Annotated in this window: 2 protein-coding genes; both read left to right on the forward strand. The window is 47.3% G+C overall.

Annotated features, from left to right (window positions below; genetic code table 11):
* Positions 1-11,190 carry an SDR family NAD(P)-dependent oxidoreductase gene (locus tag HPY31_RS07970; RefSeq protein ID WP_172139960.1) on the forward strand — a complete coding sequence of 3,730 codons (11,190 nt, stop codon included), beginning with the start codon at positions 1-3 and terminating at the stop codon, positions 11,188-11,190.
* A gap of 18 nt (positions 11,191-11,208) precedes the next feature.
* Positions 11,209-18,495, forward strand: a complete 7,287-nt coding sequence (locus HPY31_RS07975) for a beta-ketoacyl synthase N-terminal-like domain-containing protein (protein ID WP_172139962.1) — start codon at positions 11,209-11,211, stop codon at positions 18,493-18,495.
* The last annotated feature ends 23 nt before the right edge of the window (positions 18,496-18,518 follow it).

The raw sequence follows: 18,518 nt of genomic DNA on the forward strand, positions 1-18,518 counted from the left end.
GTGCATGATCAGTTTCTCATAACGATCAACCATCCAATCCTCAAAAATCATAAAGTGCACGGTCAGGAACTGTTGCCCGGATTAGCCCATATTGATCTGTTGTATCAAATGTTTCGAGAAAATGGCCATGATTACCGCGAGCTTGAGCTTCGTAATCTAACGATCTATCATCCGATCATGGTCGGACAAGATTATGATGTCATGCTGAGCATTCAGTGCACGCAAGGCAAAGCAGGAGGACAGTGGCAGATTCGGATGGAGGGTCAGACACAGCGCAACGGCATTTTAGGCTCGGAGAAAAAGCTGTATGTCACTGCTGAAATGCATCACCATGCTTCCGCGCCGTTCGATGAAACGCTGGATCTTCCCTTACTAGAGCAAGCAGCAAACAAAAAGATCAATCTGCATGACGTATATGAGCAATGCCGCCGTCAGGAATTGGTGCATACAGGTTTTATGAAGGCAGAAGGAACGATTTACGAAACAGATTCAGCGGCGGTAATGGATATTTCACTCGGTAAACATGCCCTTCCCAGTGCGGAAGGGTTCATGTTTCACCCGACATTGATCGATGGGGCTGCCATCGGCTCGATGCTATTGTTCACTTCGGTAATCCAAGAAGAGCAACGACTATTTTTGCCGCTTTTTTATGAATCTTTTCGCGCCACAGCTCTATTACAGCAGCATTGCTTTGTCAGCGTACAAACCTCATCCATCCAACGAAAAAATGAACTGATGTATATGACGATGGAGTTCTTTGATCGTTCAGGCAAAAAAATTGCGCATTTGCAAAATTATGCGGGCAAGTTAGTTCGTGATCCTGGCCTGATCCAACCATCAAAGCAAACCGCATCTCTGTCAAACGAATCGAGTAAAGCACAGGCTTTTTTACAACAACTGCTGGCAGATCGATTACAAGTTCCAGCCGCGTTGATCGATACGCAGATTGGTTACTATGAAATGGGGCTAAATTCACCGGGCTTGTTGGAAGTGGTGCAGGCTGTCGAAGCGAAAGTAGGAGCGCCGCTGTCTCCTACTTTATTGTTTGAGTATACGAACATCGCTGAGTTGGCCGCCTATTTGACCGAGAATCATGCTCCCGCATTCAGTGGGCTTGATTTGATCAATAAGGAAGGTAGACAAGAATGGCCGCAACCTGTGAGGGTTGTAGATTCATCAGCAAACGCCAAGAGTCATGCAGCGATCAGTGATGAAGTAATTGCGATCATCGGGATGGCGGGGCGTTATCCAGAGGCAAGAAATCTCCAAGAATTTTGGATGAATCTAAAAGAAGGCAAAGACTGCATCAAAGAAGTCCCGAAATCTCGCTGGGATTGGCAGCAGTTTGGAGAACGCAAATCTCCATCTGGAAAGCAGATATCCAAATGGGGAGGGTTTATAGAAGACCCGGATTGCTTTGATTCTCCCTTTTTCAGAATATCGCCGCGGGAAGCAGAGACGATGGACCCCCAGGAGCGTTTGTTTTTGGAAACATGCTGGGAAGCGATGGAGGATGCAGGCTATACACCGAAGACGATTGTGCCGCCTCGTGGGAGCAATAACAGGCGACAGGTGGGTGTCTTTGTTGGCGTGATGCATAAGGATTATTCCCTCATCGGAGCAGAAGCGATGTCCCGAAGCGAAATGTTCCCGTTATCCTTGAACTATGCACCGATTGCCAATCGCGTTTCTTATTTCTGCAATTTTCATGGTCCGAGCATGGCGATTGACACCGTATGCTCCTCCTCGCTGACGGCTGTTCATTTGGCGCTGGAAAGCATCAAGCGCGGCGAATGTGAGGTAGCATTGGCGGGGGGCGTCAATTTATCCTTGCATCCTGGAAAATACTTGTCCTACGGCATGATGGATATGCATTCGAGTGATGGCTATTGTCATACCTTTGGCAAGGATGGCGATGGATATGTTTCTGGAGAAGGCGTCGGTACGGTCGTATTAAAGCCATTGCGAAAAGCGATGGAGGATGGCGATCATATTTATGCCGTGGTCAAAGGAAGCAGTGTGAACCACGTCGGATCGGTGAGCGGGCCATCCGTGCCAAGCCCTGTTGCGCAGGCAGAAGTGATTATAGCCTGCCTGGAGAAGAGCGGTGTGGACGCGAGAACGATCAGTTATGTGGAAGCGCACGGGACCGGAACGTCTTTAGGCGATCCGATTGAAATTCAAGGATTGGTGAAAGCGTTTCGTCAATATACAGAAGATCAGCAATTTTGTTCCATAGGCTCGGTGAAGTCAAATATCGGACATGCAGAATCTGCGGCGGGTATCAGCGGTCTGCAAAAAGCTGTTCTTCAGCTTCACCATAAAACGCTTGTTGCTTCCTTACATGCCAAGGAAGTAAATCCGTTTATTGATTTTGCGCAATCTCCTTTTTATGTACAGCAGCGGACAGAAGAATGGAAATCGATGATCGTGGAAAACGGTCAAGAAGTCACCGTTCCGAGACGGGCAGGGGTAAGTTCGTTTGGAGCTTCGGGGTCGAATGCCCATATTATTTTGGAAGAATACATCCCGGTTGAAACAAAGCCGAAAGTACAAGGAATTGGCCATAAAATTAACCCAGTGTTGATTCCGCTATCTGCCAAGAATAAGGAACGCTTGCAGGCTTATGCACAAAAAGTAGCAGACTTTCTAAAAGGGGTATCATCTGACAATCCCCTTCAAGAAATGCTGGAGAAGAAGCTGCGCAAGATTTTATCCAGTATTATTCATGTGGGAGAAAACAGCATCGAGATCGAACAAGAGTGGCATGAATACGGAGTAGACCTCGTTCAAATTACACAGCTCAAGCAAAAACTGCAAGAGGAGCTGCCTATTCAGCTAGATATCAAGGAGTTTGATCAAAGCAGCTCCATTGCTTCCGTCATCGCTTCGCTCATGGATAACCATCGAGACGAGATAGAGGGGAAAGTTCAGGCTTTTACTGATCGAGAAACGCAAATCGATCTGGAAAATGTGGCGTATACCCTGCAAGTTGGACGAGAAGCGATGAAAGAACGAGTAGCCTTTGTCGTCCAGGCTATACCCGAGCTGATCGGAAAATTGGAAGCTTATTCGAGAGGCGAGAATACGATCGATCATTGTTGGGAAGGAAGCTTGAAGCCCAGCAACGCCCCAGACACTCAACAGCTTATTCAGAGCTGGATTGCTGAAGGCAACATCAGAAAAATAGCTGAATGTTGGGTGACAGGATATGAAATGGAGTGGGAACAGCTTTACGTAAATAACAAACCGAGACGTGTTCCCTTGCCGACGTACCCATTTGCGAAGAATCGTTATTGGATTCCGGAAAGCAAAAGTAAAACGGTAAGCGGCAAGACAGCAGCTCCATTCACTGGCGAAGCTGCCATTCATCCACTGTTGCAGCGAAATACTTCTGATTTTTCCGAACAGAGGTTTAGTTCCACTTTTACAGGTCAGGAGTTTTTCTTAACGGACCATGTCGTGAAGAAGCAGAGAATCTTGCCGGGAGTTGCCTATCTGGAAATGGCGAGAGCCGCAACAGAGCTAGCAACGGCTTCCTTGACAGAAGAACCAGCCAAGATTGAACTCAAAAACGTGGTTTGGACACGGCCAATTGTTGTGGGGGACCTACCTGCACAGATACATATCGGTCTAGTTCCCGAAGAGAATGGTGAGATTACTTTTGAAATCTATAGCGAGTTGGAGGCTATGGATGCAGAAGCAGTCGTACACAGTCAAGGCAGCATCGTGCTTCATTCTGTTGCCGAAAAACATGCCCTGAATCTTCCATCATTACAAGCAGAGTGCAGTCTACTAGCGTTTTCATCCGAACAGTGCTACAGCATTTTTCATGCAATAGGAATGGAGTATGGGTCGGCTCATCAAGGAATTGACACCTTGTATGTAGGGGAGAGGCAAGTTTTAGCCAAGCTGTCCTTGCCAGCCTCCGTCTCCGAAACGGAGAACTCTTTTGTCCTGCACCCAAGCTTAATGGATTCTGCTTTGCAGGCATCTATCGGGCTCATGCTGGTTGGGGAGGATATCCTATCTGCGGATGGTCATTCGAGCCGCAAGCCGTCCTTGCCTTTTGCCATGGAGGAAGTTGAAATTCACAACAAGTGTACAGCCTCTATGTGGGCGTACGTTCGTTACAGTGCCAACAGCAGCGCAGATGACAAGGTACAGAAGCTTGATATTGATTTATGCGATGACCAAGGAAGCGTTTGTGTACGAATAAAGGGATATTCCATGCGAGTGCTGGAGGATGGGAAGCAAGCGAGCCATGTTTCTTCCAGCATTGCTTATTCTGTAACCTCTCAGGAGCCTCCTGTGGGGAATCTCATGCTGTCCGCTGTGTGGGATGTGACTCCAGTTGAGAAGGGGCAGCTTTTCCCTACTGCTGATGAGCAGGTTGTCATTGTGGGCGGAAATGAAGAGAATGTGAGCGCCATTCACCAGTACTATCCACGAGCAAAAGTGTTGTCCATTCAGGCTGAGAATACGATTGAGGAAATCGTACAGCGGCTGGAAGAGCTTGGTTCCATTGATCATCTGGTGTGGATCGCTCCTTTTGATGCGATAGACTCCTTGGCGGATCATCGATTAATCACGGGCCAAGATCAGGGAGTGATTCTATGCTTCCGAACGATTAAAGCCTTGCTTCGCTTGGGATACGGAGGTAAGGAGTTAGGGTGGAGTGTCATCACGGTTCAATCCCAGCCCATTCGCCGTACAGATGTTGTGAATCCCTGCCACGCCAGTATTCATGGGTTAATTGGATCGATGGCGAAGGAATATCCAAATTGGAAGATTCGACTCATGGATGTAGAGGCCGGATCTGAATGGCCGCTGGATGATATGTTGAGGCTGCCAAGAGATCGTCAGGGGCGTCCGTGGGTGTATCGTCAGGGTGAATGGTATCGCCAGCAGCTGCTTGCCGTCGATCATCCTCCGATTGATCAGACACGTATGAAGCAGGGTGGCATTTATGTGGTAATTGGCGGTGCTGGTGGTATCGGTAAAGCATGGACCGAATATATGATTCGTACCTATCAAGCCCAGATCATATGGATTGGTCGTCGTCAAAAAAATGAAGAGATTCAAGCGAAGATAGATAGACTTGCCACTTTTGGACCAGCACCAGCCTATATAGCAGCGGATGCAACGCAGCAGAATGCCTTGCAACAAGCTTATGAACAGATCAAGCAAACGTATACACGGATTGACGGTGTTGTTCATTCTGCCATGGTCTTGGTGGAGGAAAGCTTGGAGCATATGCAAGAGGAAGGTTTCCGAGCAGTGCTTTCGTCTAAGGTTGATGTGAGTGTGAACATCGCAACGGTGTTTGAGAAGGAGCCTTTGGATTTTGTCTTATTCTTCTCTTCGCTCATGGCAGTTACGAAAGCTCCGAAGCAAAGCAACTATGCGGCAGGATGTACCTTTAAGGATGCCTATGCCCATCAATTGACCCAAGCATGGCCAAGTGCGGTGAAACTGATTAATTGGGGCTATTGGAGCAGTGGGCAAGTGGAAGATACCCATCAAGAGATGGTAGAAACCTATCGTCGCTTGGAGCAAATCGGCATTGGCCTTATCCAGCCACAAGAAGCAATGCAAGCCATAGAGACACTTCTCGCAGGAGCCATGGATCACATTGCTTTCATGAAGATCACGAAGCCTGTTGTCATTGAAGGGATGAAGGTAGAGGAATGGGTGGATGTTCATTCTGCACAGTACCCATCCATGCTACAGCTGTCTGCCCATGAAAATGAAGGGCTTGCTGATGTCGTGACTGCCTTTATCAAGGAGCGATTGAAGCAGGATTCATCAGCACGAGTGCGGATTCTCGCACTCGGAGGAGCGGGCACAGAATCTACTAGTTCCTTGCTTTCACAAAAATTACATGTCTATCCATCATTTGTGAGCTTCCACGTTTTTGATCCAGAAGCGGCGTTAGGTGAACAAGGAAGGAATGCTGGTGAATACGACCTGATTATCACAGCTGATAACTTACACACAGCTCAACAAATCCGTCAAACCCTGCGTACCTGCAAGAATCTCTTAAAAAGGAATGGTCTGCTTCTAGTAGAACAGATGACCGATCAAAACACAGCAGGTCTTTCACTACCTCTGGAAGCTTGGCAGAAAGCATTGAGAGATGAGGGCTACCGAGTTGTTTCCTATCCTCAGATGATGATTGCAGAGAGTGACGGCGTTGTCCGAAAGTCCAAACAACAGCAGAAATTAATGAAGACATCTGACTCAACTTTAGCCATTCCTTCTCATTCTGACAGAGGAACAAGCACGGAGGATATGCTCCGGGAGAAAAGCACAGCTTATTTCAAGCAATTGGCCGGAGAAACACTGAAAATTCCATTTGACCAGATCGACTCTTCTGCCGCTCTGGAGGAGTATGGCATTGATTCAATTATGATTGTGCAAATGACGAATGTCCTACGGAAAAAATTACATCAGATCAGTACGACCCTCTTTTTTGAATATCAAACGATTGATGCGCTGGTCGAGCATTTCATGACAACACAAACGGATGAATTACTAGCATTAGTAGGAATAGACGAACAGCAGTCTGTTCAAAAGCAAATAACCGACGCAGCAGCTTCTGCAATGCCAACCAGAGAGCAAGCTGGCTCGGCAGTTCGAAAGGCAAGGTCCCGCCGTTTCCTGCAAGTTCTTGATACGGATGCAGAAAAACCAGCAGCGCCGTCCAGACAGGATGTGGCGATCATTGGTCTTTCAGGCCGTTATCCGCAAGCAGGAGATGTCTGGGAGTTTTGGACTCGCTTGAAAGAAGGGAAGAATTGCATCACGGAAGTGCCGAAGGATCGTTGGAATTGGCAAGAATTTTTTAGCGAAGAAAAAGGAAAAAGAGGATACATGTACACCAAATGGGGCGGTTTCATCGACGATATGGATAAATTCGACCCGCTCTTTTTCCAAATCTCGCCTAACGAAGCAGAGCAGATGGACCCACAAGAGCGTTTATTTTTACAAACGGCATACGCCAGCATGGAAGATGCGGGCTACACGCCTGCGACGTTAGGAGAAAGCAGAAAAATTGGTGTGTTTGTGGGTGTCATGAATGGAAATTACCCAGCAGGAACGAGCTACTGGTCGATTGCGAATCGAATTTCCTACTTGTTCAATTTCCAAGGACCAAGTCTAGCAGTGGATACAGCGTGCTCCTCTTCTTTGACCGCGATTCATTTAGCCTTGGAAAGTTTGTATAGCGGTACAAGTGAATGTGCCATCGCTGGCGGGGTCAATTTAATTGTCGATCCGTTCCACTATATTCGACTGTCTGGAGCGACGATGCTATCTGCTGGTGACCGTTGCAAGTCGTTTGGCGACCAAGCGGACGGCTTTGTAGACGGAGAAGGTGTGGGAGCAATCGTTTTAAAGCCTCTGCAAAAGGCGATTGCAGATGGAGACCATATATACGGTGTGATCAAGGGAAGCATGCTCAATGCAGGCGGCAAAACAAATGGATATACGGTTCCAAACCCCATCGCGCAGTCGCAGGTTATCCACGAGGCATTGCAGCGGGCAGGAGTGGATGCTCGCGCAGTCAGCTACATCGAAGCGCACGGTACAGGTACCGCTTTGGGTGATCCAATCGAGATTGCGGGACTGACTCGCGCATTTGGACAATACACGAAAGACAAACAATTCTGCGCCATCGGCTCGGCGAAGTCAAACATTGGACATACGGAGAGCGCAGCAGGAATTGCAGGATTGACCAAAATATTGCTTCAAATGAAGTATGGTCAAATCGCACCATCCTTGCACGCTGAGGTCAAGAATCCAAACATTGATTTCAGGGATACACCATTTGCGGTTCAACAAAAGCTGACAGAGTGGCAAAGACCAGTCATTGAAATCAACGGAGTAACCAAGGAGTATCCGAGAATCGCTGGGCTATCATCATTTGGGGCGGGAGGAGCTAATGTCCATATCGTCATCGAAGAGTATCGCGAAAAAGATAGACAGCCCGATCGTAACATTCAGCCTGAGCATCCAAAAGTGATTGTGCTCTCGGCGAAGAACGAAGAGCGCCTATTTGCTCAAGTGAATCAATTATTGAAAGCGGTCAAAGAAGAATCATTCACGGATGCCGATTTGGCTGATATCGCTTATACGCTTCAAGTAGGGCGGGAAGCGCTGGAGGAACGCTTGGCTGTTATCGTCAGATCAGTGGATGAGCTTGCGGAAAAACTATCGCATTTTGCAGAAGGCGCAGAGAACATTGCCGAGCTGTATCGTGGGCGAGTGAAACGCAATCATGACACGGTAGCTCTTTTTGCTGATGAAGATATGAAACAAACAGTAGAGACATGGATAGCCAAGGGGAAATTCGCAAAACTGATGAACCTTTGGGTCAAGGGTGTGTCTTTTGATTGGAACAAGCTTTATAGCGACGAAAAGCCGCGTCGCGTCAGCTTGCCTACTTATCCTTTTGCCAAAGAGCGTTACTGGATAGACGTTCAAAAGCCAATAGCAACAGGTATGCCCGACACTCCTTCGGCTAGAGGGGATATCCTCCATCCATTGCTTCACAAGAACACTTCTGACCTCTATGAGCTGAAATACAGCTCAAGTTTTACAGGGCAGGAGCCGTTCTTGGCTGACCATCTAGGAAACGGGCAGCGCTTCTTTCCACTCACTGCTTATCTGGAAATGGCACGGGCGGCAGTGAAACAGGCAGCAGGAGATAGAGCGGGGACTTTATCTGGAATCCGAATGTCTCATGTTGTCACAGACGATCCGTTATTGGTGGGCGACGATCTGGTTCAGGTACACGTAGGTATCTATCCAGAGGATACTGGAGAGCTTGCTTATAAAATCTACAGCGAATCGAATGAAGATAATACCAGGTCAGTGGTACATAGCCATGGTATGGTCGAATTCACTTCGTTCGTTGAAGTACCAACGTTGGATCTACCTGCGTTGCAAGCTGAGAGCAGTGAGATCCGTACTCCCCGCCAATGCTACGAGCTGTTAAAGGAACGTGGAATGGCTGATCATTTGAAATTTGAAGGGATTGACCACGTATACAGGGCGCAGGGACATGTTCTGGTAAAACTCTCCTTGCCTTCGATTACCTTGGAGACAGCAGAACAACTCGTTTTCCATCCTAGCCTGCTGGAGTCTCTGTTGCAGTCATCGCGTTATCTCATCACGGAGGCTACATCATCTGACAGCATCCGCTCCATCCAACTAGACGGTACGTTTACCCTTGAAGAGCTGGAGATCTACGAGAATCATCCTGCTGTCAAGTATGCTCTCATTCGATTCAGTGATAATGTCCAAGCCGAGAATGAGACGACGACACTCGATATCGAACTATGCGATGAGGTAGGCAGAATAGGCGTGAGGATGAGCGGCTTTTCAATGGGGAGTGAAAAACGGGGGGCGACGGTGGGAACCACGATGCTCACTCCAGTATGGAATGCCGTGTCCGTAGAAAAAGGGGAAGTCATTCCAGCAACGAGTGATCAAGTAGTCATCATTTGCGCCGAAGAAAAGGACAGAAGTCTCCTTCAACGTCATTACCCCCAAGCTTTTGTTATCCAGCTTGAGGCAAGTGATTCGATAGAGGTAATTGCAAGTAAGCTGAAAGAGCAGGGTGTGATCGATTACATCATGTGGGTGGCTCCTGACAGTCGTGTGGAATCCGTAAAAGACGAGTCCTTGATGAACGAGCAAGAGCGGGGCGTTATTCAAGTTTTCCGCTTGATCAAGGCTTTGCTTGCGTTGGGGTATCAGACGAGAGACTTGGGCTGGACGATCCTTACTGTGCAAGCGCAGGCTATCTACAAAAAAGATACGGTCCATCCAACACATGCCAGCATCCACGGATTGATCGGATCGATGGCGAAGGAATATCCGAACTGGAAGGTAAGACTCGTCGATTTGGAGGCGCATGCCGAGTGGCCGATACGTGATATTTTTGCTTTGCCTGTCGATGCAAATGGAAACGCTTGGGCATATCGTGGACAGGCGTGGTACCGCCAGCAGCTATTGCCCGTGCAGAGTCCTTCCATTAACCAAACCGTCTACCGACCACATGGCGTCTATGTTGTGATTGGAGGCGCAGGTGGGATTGGACAAGCGTGGAGCGAATACATGATCCGCACCTATCAAGCACAAATCATTTGGATCGGTCGTCGTAAAAAAGAGGAGTCGATTCAGAACAAAATCAATCAACTGGCTACTCTAGGACCGGCACCGCTCTATATCGAAGCCGATGCTACGGATCGCGAGTCGCTGCAATCTGCTTATGAAGAGATCAAGAAGCAATATGGCAAGATTAACGGCGTGATTCATTCTGCCATTGTTCTCCTTGATAGAAGTCTGGCGAATATGGACGAGACGACCTTCCGAGCTGGACTGGTACCAAAAGTGGAGGTAAGTGTGCGGATGAGCCAGGTGTTTGGCGAGGAAGCATTGGATTTCGTCCTGTTTTTCTCTTCGATTAACTCGTTTACGAAATCGCCTGGACAAAGCAATTACGCCTCAGGCTGTGCCTTTAAAGATGCTTTCGCCCATCAGCTTGCCGAGGAATGGACGTGTGCGGTGAAAGTAATGAACTGGGGATATTGGGGCAGTGTCGGAATCGTTGCGTCCAAGGACTACCAGGCACGAATGGAACAGATCGGCATTGGCTCGATTGAACCCTCAGAAGGGATGGAGGCATTGGAAGTCTTGCTTTCAGGTCCGATGAATCAAGTGGCGCTGATGAAAACGACCAAGCCACTCGTGATGGAAGGAATCAATACAAACGAATCTGTTGCAATCGTTTCAAACAAAATTTCCTCAAGCATGGCAAGCATTAAAAACAAGGTAAAAAGAAAAGAGATACCAAAAGCAGCCTACTTTACAGCAGAAATGGATACAGACAGGAACAACTTGTTTGATGACGTACAAGCAACGATCATTCAACTCGCCTCTCTCATTCTAAAGGTAGAGAGCGAAGAAATCGATACGGATATCGAACTAAACGAGTATGGATTCGACCCAGTCAAGCTCACCGAGTTTTCCGCCAAAATCAATCAAAAGTACAAGCTTGAGCTCACACCTGCTGTGATGATGGACTATCCAACGCTTAAGCACATCACTGAATTTCTAGTCAATACCACCCTGAAATCTCAAACAGACAGAGAACAGGACAAACCGGTTCTATACGTGTAAGCCGAAGGAGTGCCTAGAATGAACAAAATGGACGAGCTTCTCTTAAAGTTACTGTGGGGTCAAATGCAGTCGCTTGGCTGCTTTACGGAAAAAAATCAAGCGCTCAGCGATCTCAAAAGAAAAAGCGGTCTGCTTGACTTATATGACATGTGGCTCGAAGAAACGGCTTCTGTTTTGGCCCGGAATGATTATCTCGTTTACGATAGCGCTACGTCCATCGTGATCGATCCTGCTCCCATTTCCAGTACGGCTGTCTGGCAGGAATGGGAGCAAGAAAAAGAAGTCTGGCTAAAAAATCCGGATACGAACGCGCAAGTGAAGCTGGTAGAGGCAACCTTGCGTGCTTTACCGCAAATTCTCACTGGAAAAGTGCGTGCCACAGAGGTCATCTTTCCCCATTCATCGATGGAATTAGTCGAGAAGGTATACAAAAATAACACTGTTTCTGACTACTTCAATGAAGTACTTGCGGATACAGTGGTTGCTTTTGTAGAGGAACGGCTGAGCCAGGATTCTGCGGCCCGAATTCGCATTCTCGAGATTGGCGCAGGTACGGGAGGAACGAGTGCCGTCGTTTTCCAAAAACTAAAGGCGTATGAAGCGCATCTCCAGGAATATTGCTACACAGACCTCTCCAAAGCCTTTTTCATGCATGCAGAAAAAGAGTATGGCCCAAGCAATCCTTATTTGACCTATCAGATTTTTAACGTAGAAGAGCCGGTGATGGGACAAGGAATTGATTTGGGCGGATATGATGTTGTCATTGCAGCAAATGTCTTGCACGCCACCAAAAATATTCGCCAAACCGTGCGTAACGCGAAAGCCGTTCTAAAGAAGAACGGCTTGCTTTTCCTAAATGAAATGAGTAAAAACTCCATCTTCCTCCATCTTACCTTTGGTTTACTGGAGGGATGGTGGCTGTACGAAGACCCAGAGCTGCGCCTTTCAGGCTGCCCTGGGTTATCTTCGGCAACGTGGCAGAGAGTATTGGAGGAAGAAGGATTTCAGTCGGTCTTTTTCCCAACAGAAGAGGCGCACGCGATGGGGCAGCAGATTATTGTGACCGAAAGCGACGGCGTGATCCGCCAGCAGCAAATAAAACAATCGCCTAAACCGAAGATGAGCGTAAATACGGAACAACCAAAAGTAAAGAGACTGAACACACCTTCCGCTCCTAACGGAAAGGCAATCGAGGATGTCCTACGAGAAAAAAGTACGGAATACATCAAACAGCAGATCGCTGAAACTCTGAAAATGCCGAGTAACAAGATGGATGCTTCCGAGCCTTTAGAGGCATATGGTATGGATTCCATTTTATCTGTACAACTGATCAATCAATTTCGGAAAATTTTCGGGGAAACGATCAGCGGTACTTTGTTTTTTGAATATCAGACAGTAGATGATCTAGTCGAGCATTTACTAGAGACACAAAGAGAAGCGCTGATTTTGCTCACAGGATTGGATGATCACAGGCAGACGCAGGAGCCAAATCGAACAGAAGATCATGTTGAGTTTGCTCCATTGCCGAAAGCTGAAGGGAAACGAGACACAAGAAAAACGAGAGCATTTGCGTCATCTACCCATTCGCAAAGGACGACGACCAGACCTGTATCCTCCGGTAAAATAGCGATTATTGGCATGAGTGGGCGTTTTGCTCAAGCGAACCACTTGGACGAGTTTTGGGAGAACTTACTGCATGCGAAAAAGTCTATCTCTGAAATTCCAGCTAAGCGTTGGGATTGGACAGCATATTATCATCCAAATCGAGAGGAAGCCATTTCCCAAGGAAAAAGCTATAGCAAGTGGGGTGCCTTCTTAGAGGAATTTGATCAGTTTGATCCGTTATTCTTTCAGATGACTCCGAGAGAAGCAGAAAATATAGACCCTCAAGAGCGCCTATATTTAGAAGAGTGCTGGAAGGCGTTAGAAGATGCAGGCTATGCTTCATCCAAAATGTCTGCGGAGCTCCGTAAGCGAACAGGGGTTTTTGGTGGCATTACGAAACAAGGCTTTCATTTGTATAGTACGGAAACCACTCATCACTTTCCGACAACCTCGTATTCGTCGATGGTCAATCGGGTTTCGTACTATCTAAACTTACAGGGTCCGAGTATGCCGATCGATACGATGTGCTCCTCCGCTTTTGTAGCGATTCATGAAGCATGCGAATACATCCGAAACGGCAAGGGAAGCATGGCGATTGCTGGTGGAGTGAATTTGTACACACATCCGCTTACCTACTTCGGACTGACTGTGGGGCAGCTCATCTCCCATACTTCTGACAGTGCTGCCTTTGGGAACGGAGGAATTGGTTTTGTGCCAGGCGAGGGAGTAGGGGCTGTTGTTCTCAAGGATTACGATCAGGCTGTACAGGACCGGGATCATATTTATGCCGTGATACGCGGAACCACTGTCAACCATAAGGGTAAAGCCAATAGCTACATGACACCAAGCCCCCTCCCCATTGCCGATGTGATGGAAGAAGCGTTGAAAGAAAGCGGGCTGGACCCTCGTTCCATTAGTTACCTGGAAGCTTCCGCCTATGGATCAGACATCGTTGATGCCGTCGAGATGACAGCGGTAATGAAAGCTTTTCACAATCGTCAAGGAGCAGAAGGGGATTATCGACTCGGTTCGGTCAAACCGAATATCGGGCATTGTGAGTCGGCTTCCGGCATGTCGCAGCTAATGAAAGTGATTTTGTCATTACAGCATCAGACGCTGGTTCCAACCCTGATTCCTGACGAACTCAATCCGAATATTCCATTTGACCAACTTCCCTTTCAATTGCAGCGAGAAGTATCGGAATGGAAGCAGGTCACCGTAGATGGGCAGACAGTCCCCCGACGAGCAGGTATTACCAGCTTTGGCGGCGGTGGAGTGAATGCCCATCTTATCGTGGAGGAATACAACCATAATCCATCATCGAGGAGAGTAAACGATTCAGAACCAGAGCTGTTTGTCTTTTCGGCGAAGAATAAAGAGAGATTGCAAGCATACATTCATCGCTGGATTGGTTATTTGCAAAAGAACCAGCAGTTGGATATAGCGAATACAGCCTACACCCTGCAAATCGGAAGAGAAGAAATGCCTTGCCGTTTGGCTGTCATCACCAATAATCAGACAGAGCTTTTAGAGCAACTGGAACGCTGGTTGGAACATCAGGAAGAGACGGAACAGTGCTTTTTTGGCGATCTCAAGGAAAACAAAGAAATGATGCCTGACCGAGTTGCTCAGGCAGTCAAACCGGGAGATATAAGGGAACTGGCAAAATTGTGGGTTCTCGGCAATCCTATCCCTTGGCAGGAACTGCATGAAGGGAAGGAGTTATCCAGAGTAGCTAAGCTCCCAACCTATCCATTTAAGAGGAGAACGTGCTGGATAGAACACAATCAAACGAATCGCACTAGGAGGGAGACGAGCATGAGATCCGCTCATCCAGAATTCGAAAACAAAGCCGTTGAAATTTACACATATAGCGCCAATAGCAGCGAAGCGGAATTTTCGGAGGATTACTTGACCGTATGTCCATTTGACAGGAAGATTCCAGGCTTTTCCATGAGTCGCGTCATTTTGAACCCGGAAAAATATCCGTTGGAAAGAGAAATGGTAAGAGAGAAGCAAGTAGAGATGCGCCAGGTGCTTTTTTGTAAAGAAAATTTCTCTCGTGTGCAAAAAGTGCTGGATTTCGGATGCGGTCACGGGACAGATGTGATTCAAATAGCAGAGCTCTATCCGCATATCAAAACGCATGGATTTACGATTACGAAGGCGCAAGCGGAGCTAGGCAATCAACGAATCGCGCAGAAAAATCTGGAGGCTCGTGCGAAAATTTTTAATAAAGACAGCTCTAAGGATGCCTTTCCCGATCTCTACGATATTATCGTCGGGATTGAGGTGAGCTTCCATATTCGAAATAAACACGGACTATTTCAAAATATCTCCTCTTCTCTGAACGAAGAAGGAACCGTTCTGTTGATCGATTACATAGCCAATACGCGAGGACCAATCGTAGACCAGAACGTCGAAGTCAGCATTCCCACCGTACAAGAATGGATTGAGCTTTTAGCGGAGCATCAGTTAGTGATCGATGAAATCATTGACGTATCGCCGCAGATTGCTAACGCCTTGCATGATCCTGACGTGGAACAGTACATCAAGCATCTGCCTAAAGCTGTACAAGATTTGTATATCAATACGGTGAATCAATCCATCTCTCTCGAACGAGGGTGGATCAGCTATTGCTTGTTTAAGCTGAAAAAGGCTCCGCATCTTACGTACACGAAGCGTTGTGAATGGAATGCCAGCAAACTATCGAAGAAAAGACCTTATCCAGAAGCGTTAGCGGAAATGATAAACAGCGGTTATATTCCGTATCCGAAACAGCAAGCGCGAACTTTCCCGAATCCAAATCAGCATGGCCACAGCTCTCATTGGAAGCGGGAAACCATCAAAGAATCCTTGGTTGAGGCTTTTGCTGCCGTTTTAGGTCTTCAATCAGAAGAACTGGAAGAACTAGAGTCCTTGAAGGATATGGGAATTGGCTCTCTTAACGCCGTTGCCTTATCCGAAATGATTAACAGCAAATTTAATCTGAAGCTACCGACCAGCGTTGTGTTTGAACATAATACGCTAGATGCACTGGCAAGCTATATTGCTAGCCATTTGCAGCAAGACGAGCCTAGCCAGCTCCATTCAAGTAAGCCATTCGTGTCGGCTGCTCAAAATCAACCAATATCATCTGAATATTCTGCACAAAAACGCAATTTGTCGACAGACCAGTCTATTCCAGACCGGACAAAAATCAAAGCGAGCCTGATGGAGGTCTTTTCTACTGTTTTAGGCTTGAGACAAGAAGAGCTGGAGGAAGTGGAAACCTTAAAGGACTTGGGCATTGGATCGCTGAATGCCGTTGCCTTATCCGAAGCGATCAATAGCAAGTTTCATCTGAAACTACCAACCAGTGTTGTGTTTGAACATAATACCCTAGAAGCATTGGCGAGCTACATCGCGACGCATATACCGGAGCACCAATCAGCGCAGACAATCAGACATTTTGAAGAGATGACTGTATATACAGAGAGAGTCCCAACCCGAGATATTTCCTTCGATCCACCTAGAGCAGCCTCCGATGATATTGCGATCATTGGGATTTCCTGCCGCACAGCAGGTGCTCGGGGGCAAGATGAATTCTGGGAGCTTGTCAGTGAAGGCAGAGATTGCATCAAAGAAGTGACCAACCCGGATTGGCGTGCCTTTTTCAAAGAAAATGCACTCGTCGATATGCCGATCAAATACGGGGCGATGGAGGATATTGAATATTTTGATCCAGCGTTTTTCAAAATTTCTCCGACCGAAGCCCAATCGATGGATGTTACGCAGCGCGTCCTTTTACAAGAAAGCTATAGAGCATTAGAGGACGCAGGTTACACCCCGTCCATGCTGAGGGGACAACCTGTTGGAACGATCATTGGCGCTATGGCGGGAATGACGGTAGAACAAGATTTCTCTCATTTTGGCATGCTTGGATCTGATACGAGTATACTCGCTTCGCGTATCGCTTATTTTCTTGACCTGAAAGGACCAGCTTTGGCTGTAAACACAGCTTGCTCATCCTCATTGGTTGCGATCGATATTGCTTGCCAAAAGCTGAAGACGGAAGAGGTGAATCTTGCTATTACAGGAGGAATTACGATTTACTCCCATCCTGCTCCGTTTATCTCGATGAGTAACGCAAGGATGCTATCTCCTACAGGGGAGTGCCGCCCGTTTGACAATGGTGCGAATGGCATTGTCGTTGGGGATGGGGTTGGTGTTGTGATTTTAAAAAGATTGCAAGATGCATTACGGGATAACGATAGCATCTATGGTGTTATCCGCGGCAGTGGAACGAATCAGGATGGACGGACATTGGGCATTACCGTGCCTAGCTTCCAAGCGCAAAGCGACCTGCAAAAATCCATTTACGCGAAAAAACAGATTGATGTGGAAGACATTCAATATATCGAGGCGCACGGAACCGCGACAAAACTAGGGGACCCTGTTGAGATTCATGCGCTGAGTGAATCATTCCGCCAATTCACGCCGAAGAAACGCTTCTGCGCAATTGGTTCTTTGAAAGCCAATATCGGGCATACCACAGCGGCGGCTGGGGTGTTGAGTGTCATTAAGGTTTTACTCAGCATGAAAAACAGGAAGATGGCTCCTTCGATCCATTTTGTCAAAGAGAATGAACACATTGATTTTGAAAACAGCCCTGTTTATGTGAATACCAAGCTGCAGGATTGGCAGACCAATTCCAAAGGCTCTCGATTGGCTGCAGTCAGCTCTTTTGGCTTCAGCGGCACCAATGCCCATCTAGTGATCGAAGAGTTTGATAAAGCAAAGGTAAGATTCTCTAGTCCTGCTGAGGGTCAAGAGATTGCGACGGGAGTCTTCGTGCTGTCAGCTGAATCACGTGAGCAACTAGTAGCCTATGCCAAGCAAGCAAAGGCATTTGTAGAGAAGCACCCTGATGTGAACCTGGCAGATTTCCTTTTTACCTTTCAGACTGCAAGGGAATCGATGTCTCATCGAGTAGCGGTCGTGGTACACAGTAAAGAACACCTCATTGCGCAGTTAGAGCAATTCATACAAGGGAATGGGGAAAAAACGGCTGATCTGTTTATCGGAGAAAGAAACAAAACGGGCGGCATCAAGATCGGTGATACAGAAGAGGGAAGGGATTTTATCCGCAATCTCGCTCTGAACAAAAAGATCAAAAAACTGGCAGAGCTATGGGTTCATGGGAACGAAATAGAGTGGGAAGCTGTCTATCCAAAAGGAATGGTGAGCCGTCTATCAGGTCTGCCGAGCTACCCATTTGTCAAGGAGAGATACCGTTTACCCAAAGTTGTCGTACGCAACCAAACCCATCAAGAAGCAGCCGCCACCACGGAACTGACAGAAGATAAACAGGGGACTAGAGCAGCAGATATAGCCCAACCAACGGAGGTAACTCGTGTTCAGACTGACGAAGACGACACACAACGTAACGAACTCATGAGAAAAATTGCTGCAGCTTGGGAAGAGGTACTTGGCGTGAAGACGGTTGATATCCATAAAAACTTCCAAGACCTGGGCGGCGATTCGATCATGGCTACTCAGATTATTTCCAGATTGAAAAATAGCTTCCCGGTTGATTTGAATCTGGACAATCTCTTTTCGGCGCCAACCGTTGCAGGAATGGCAGAGCTAATTGAAGAGGAACTGATTGCTGTTATTGATGAACTTCCAGAAGAGGCGATTTTGGAGCTATTAAGTTGATGAATTCAACATGTGGGAAGGAG

Source organism: Brevibacillus sp. HB1.3, from assembly GCF_013186635.1.
Classification (GTDB): Bacteria; Bacillota; Bacilli; order Brevibacillales; family Brevibacillaceae; genus Brevibacillus; species Brevibacillus brevis_D.

What these genes read in the sequence shown, in the direction of transcription:
- HPY31_RS07975 (WP_172139962.1), top strand. Translation starts at nt 11,209, where the DNA reads ATGAACAAAATGGACGAGCTTCTCTTAAAGTTACTGTGGGGTCAAATG.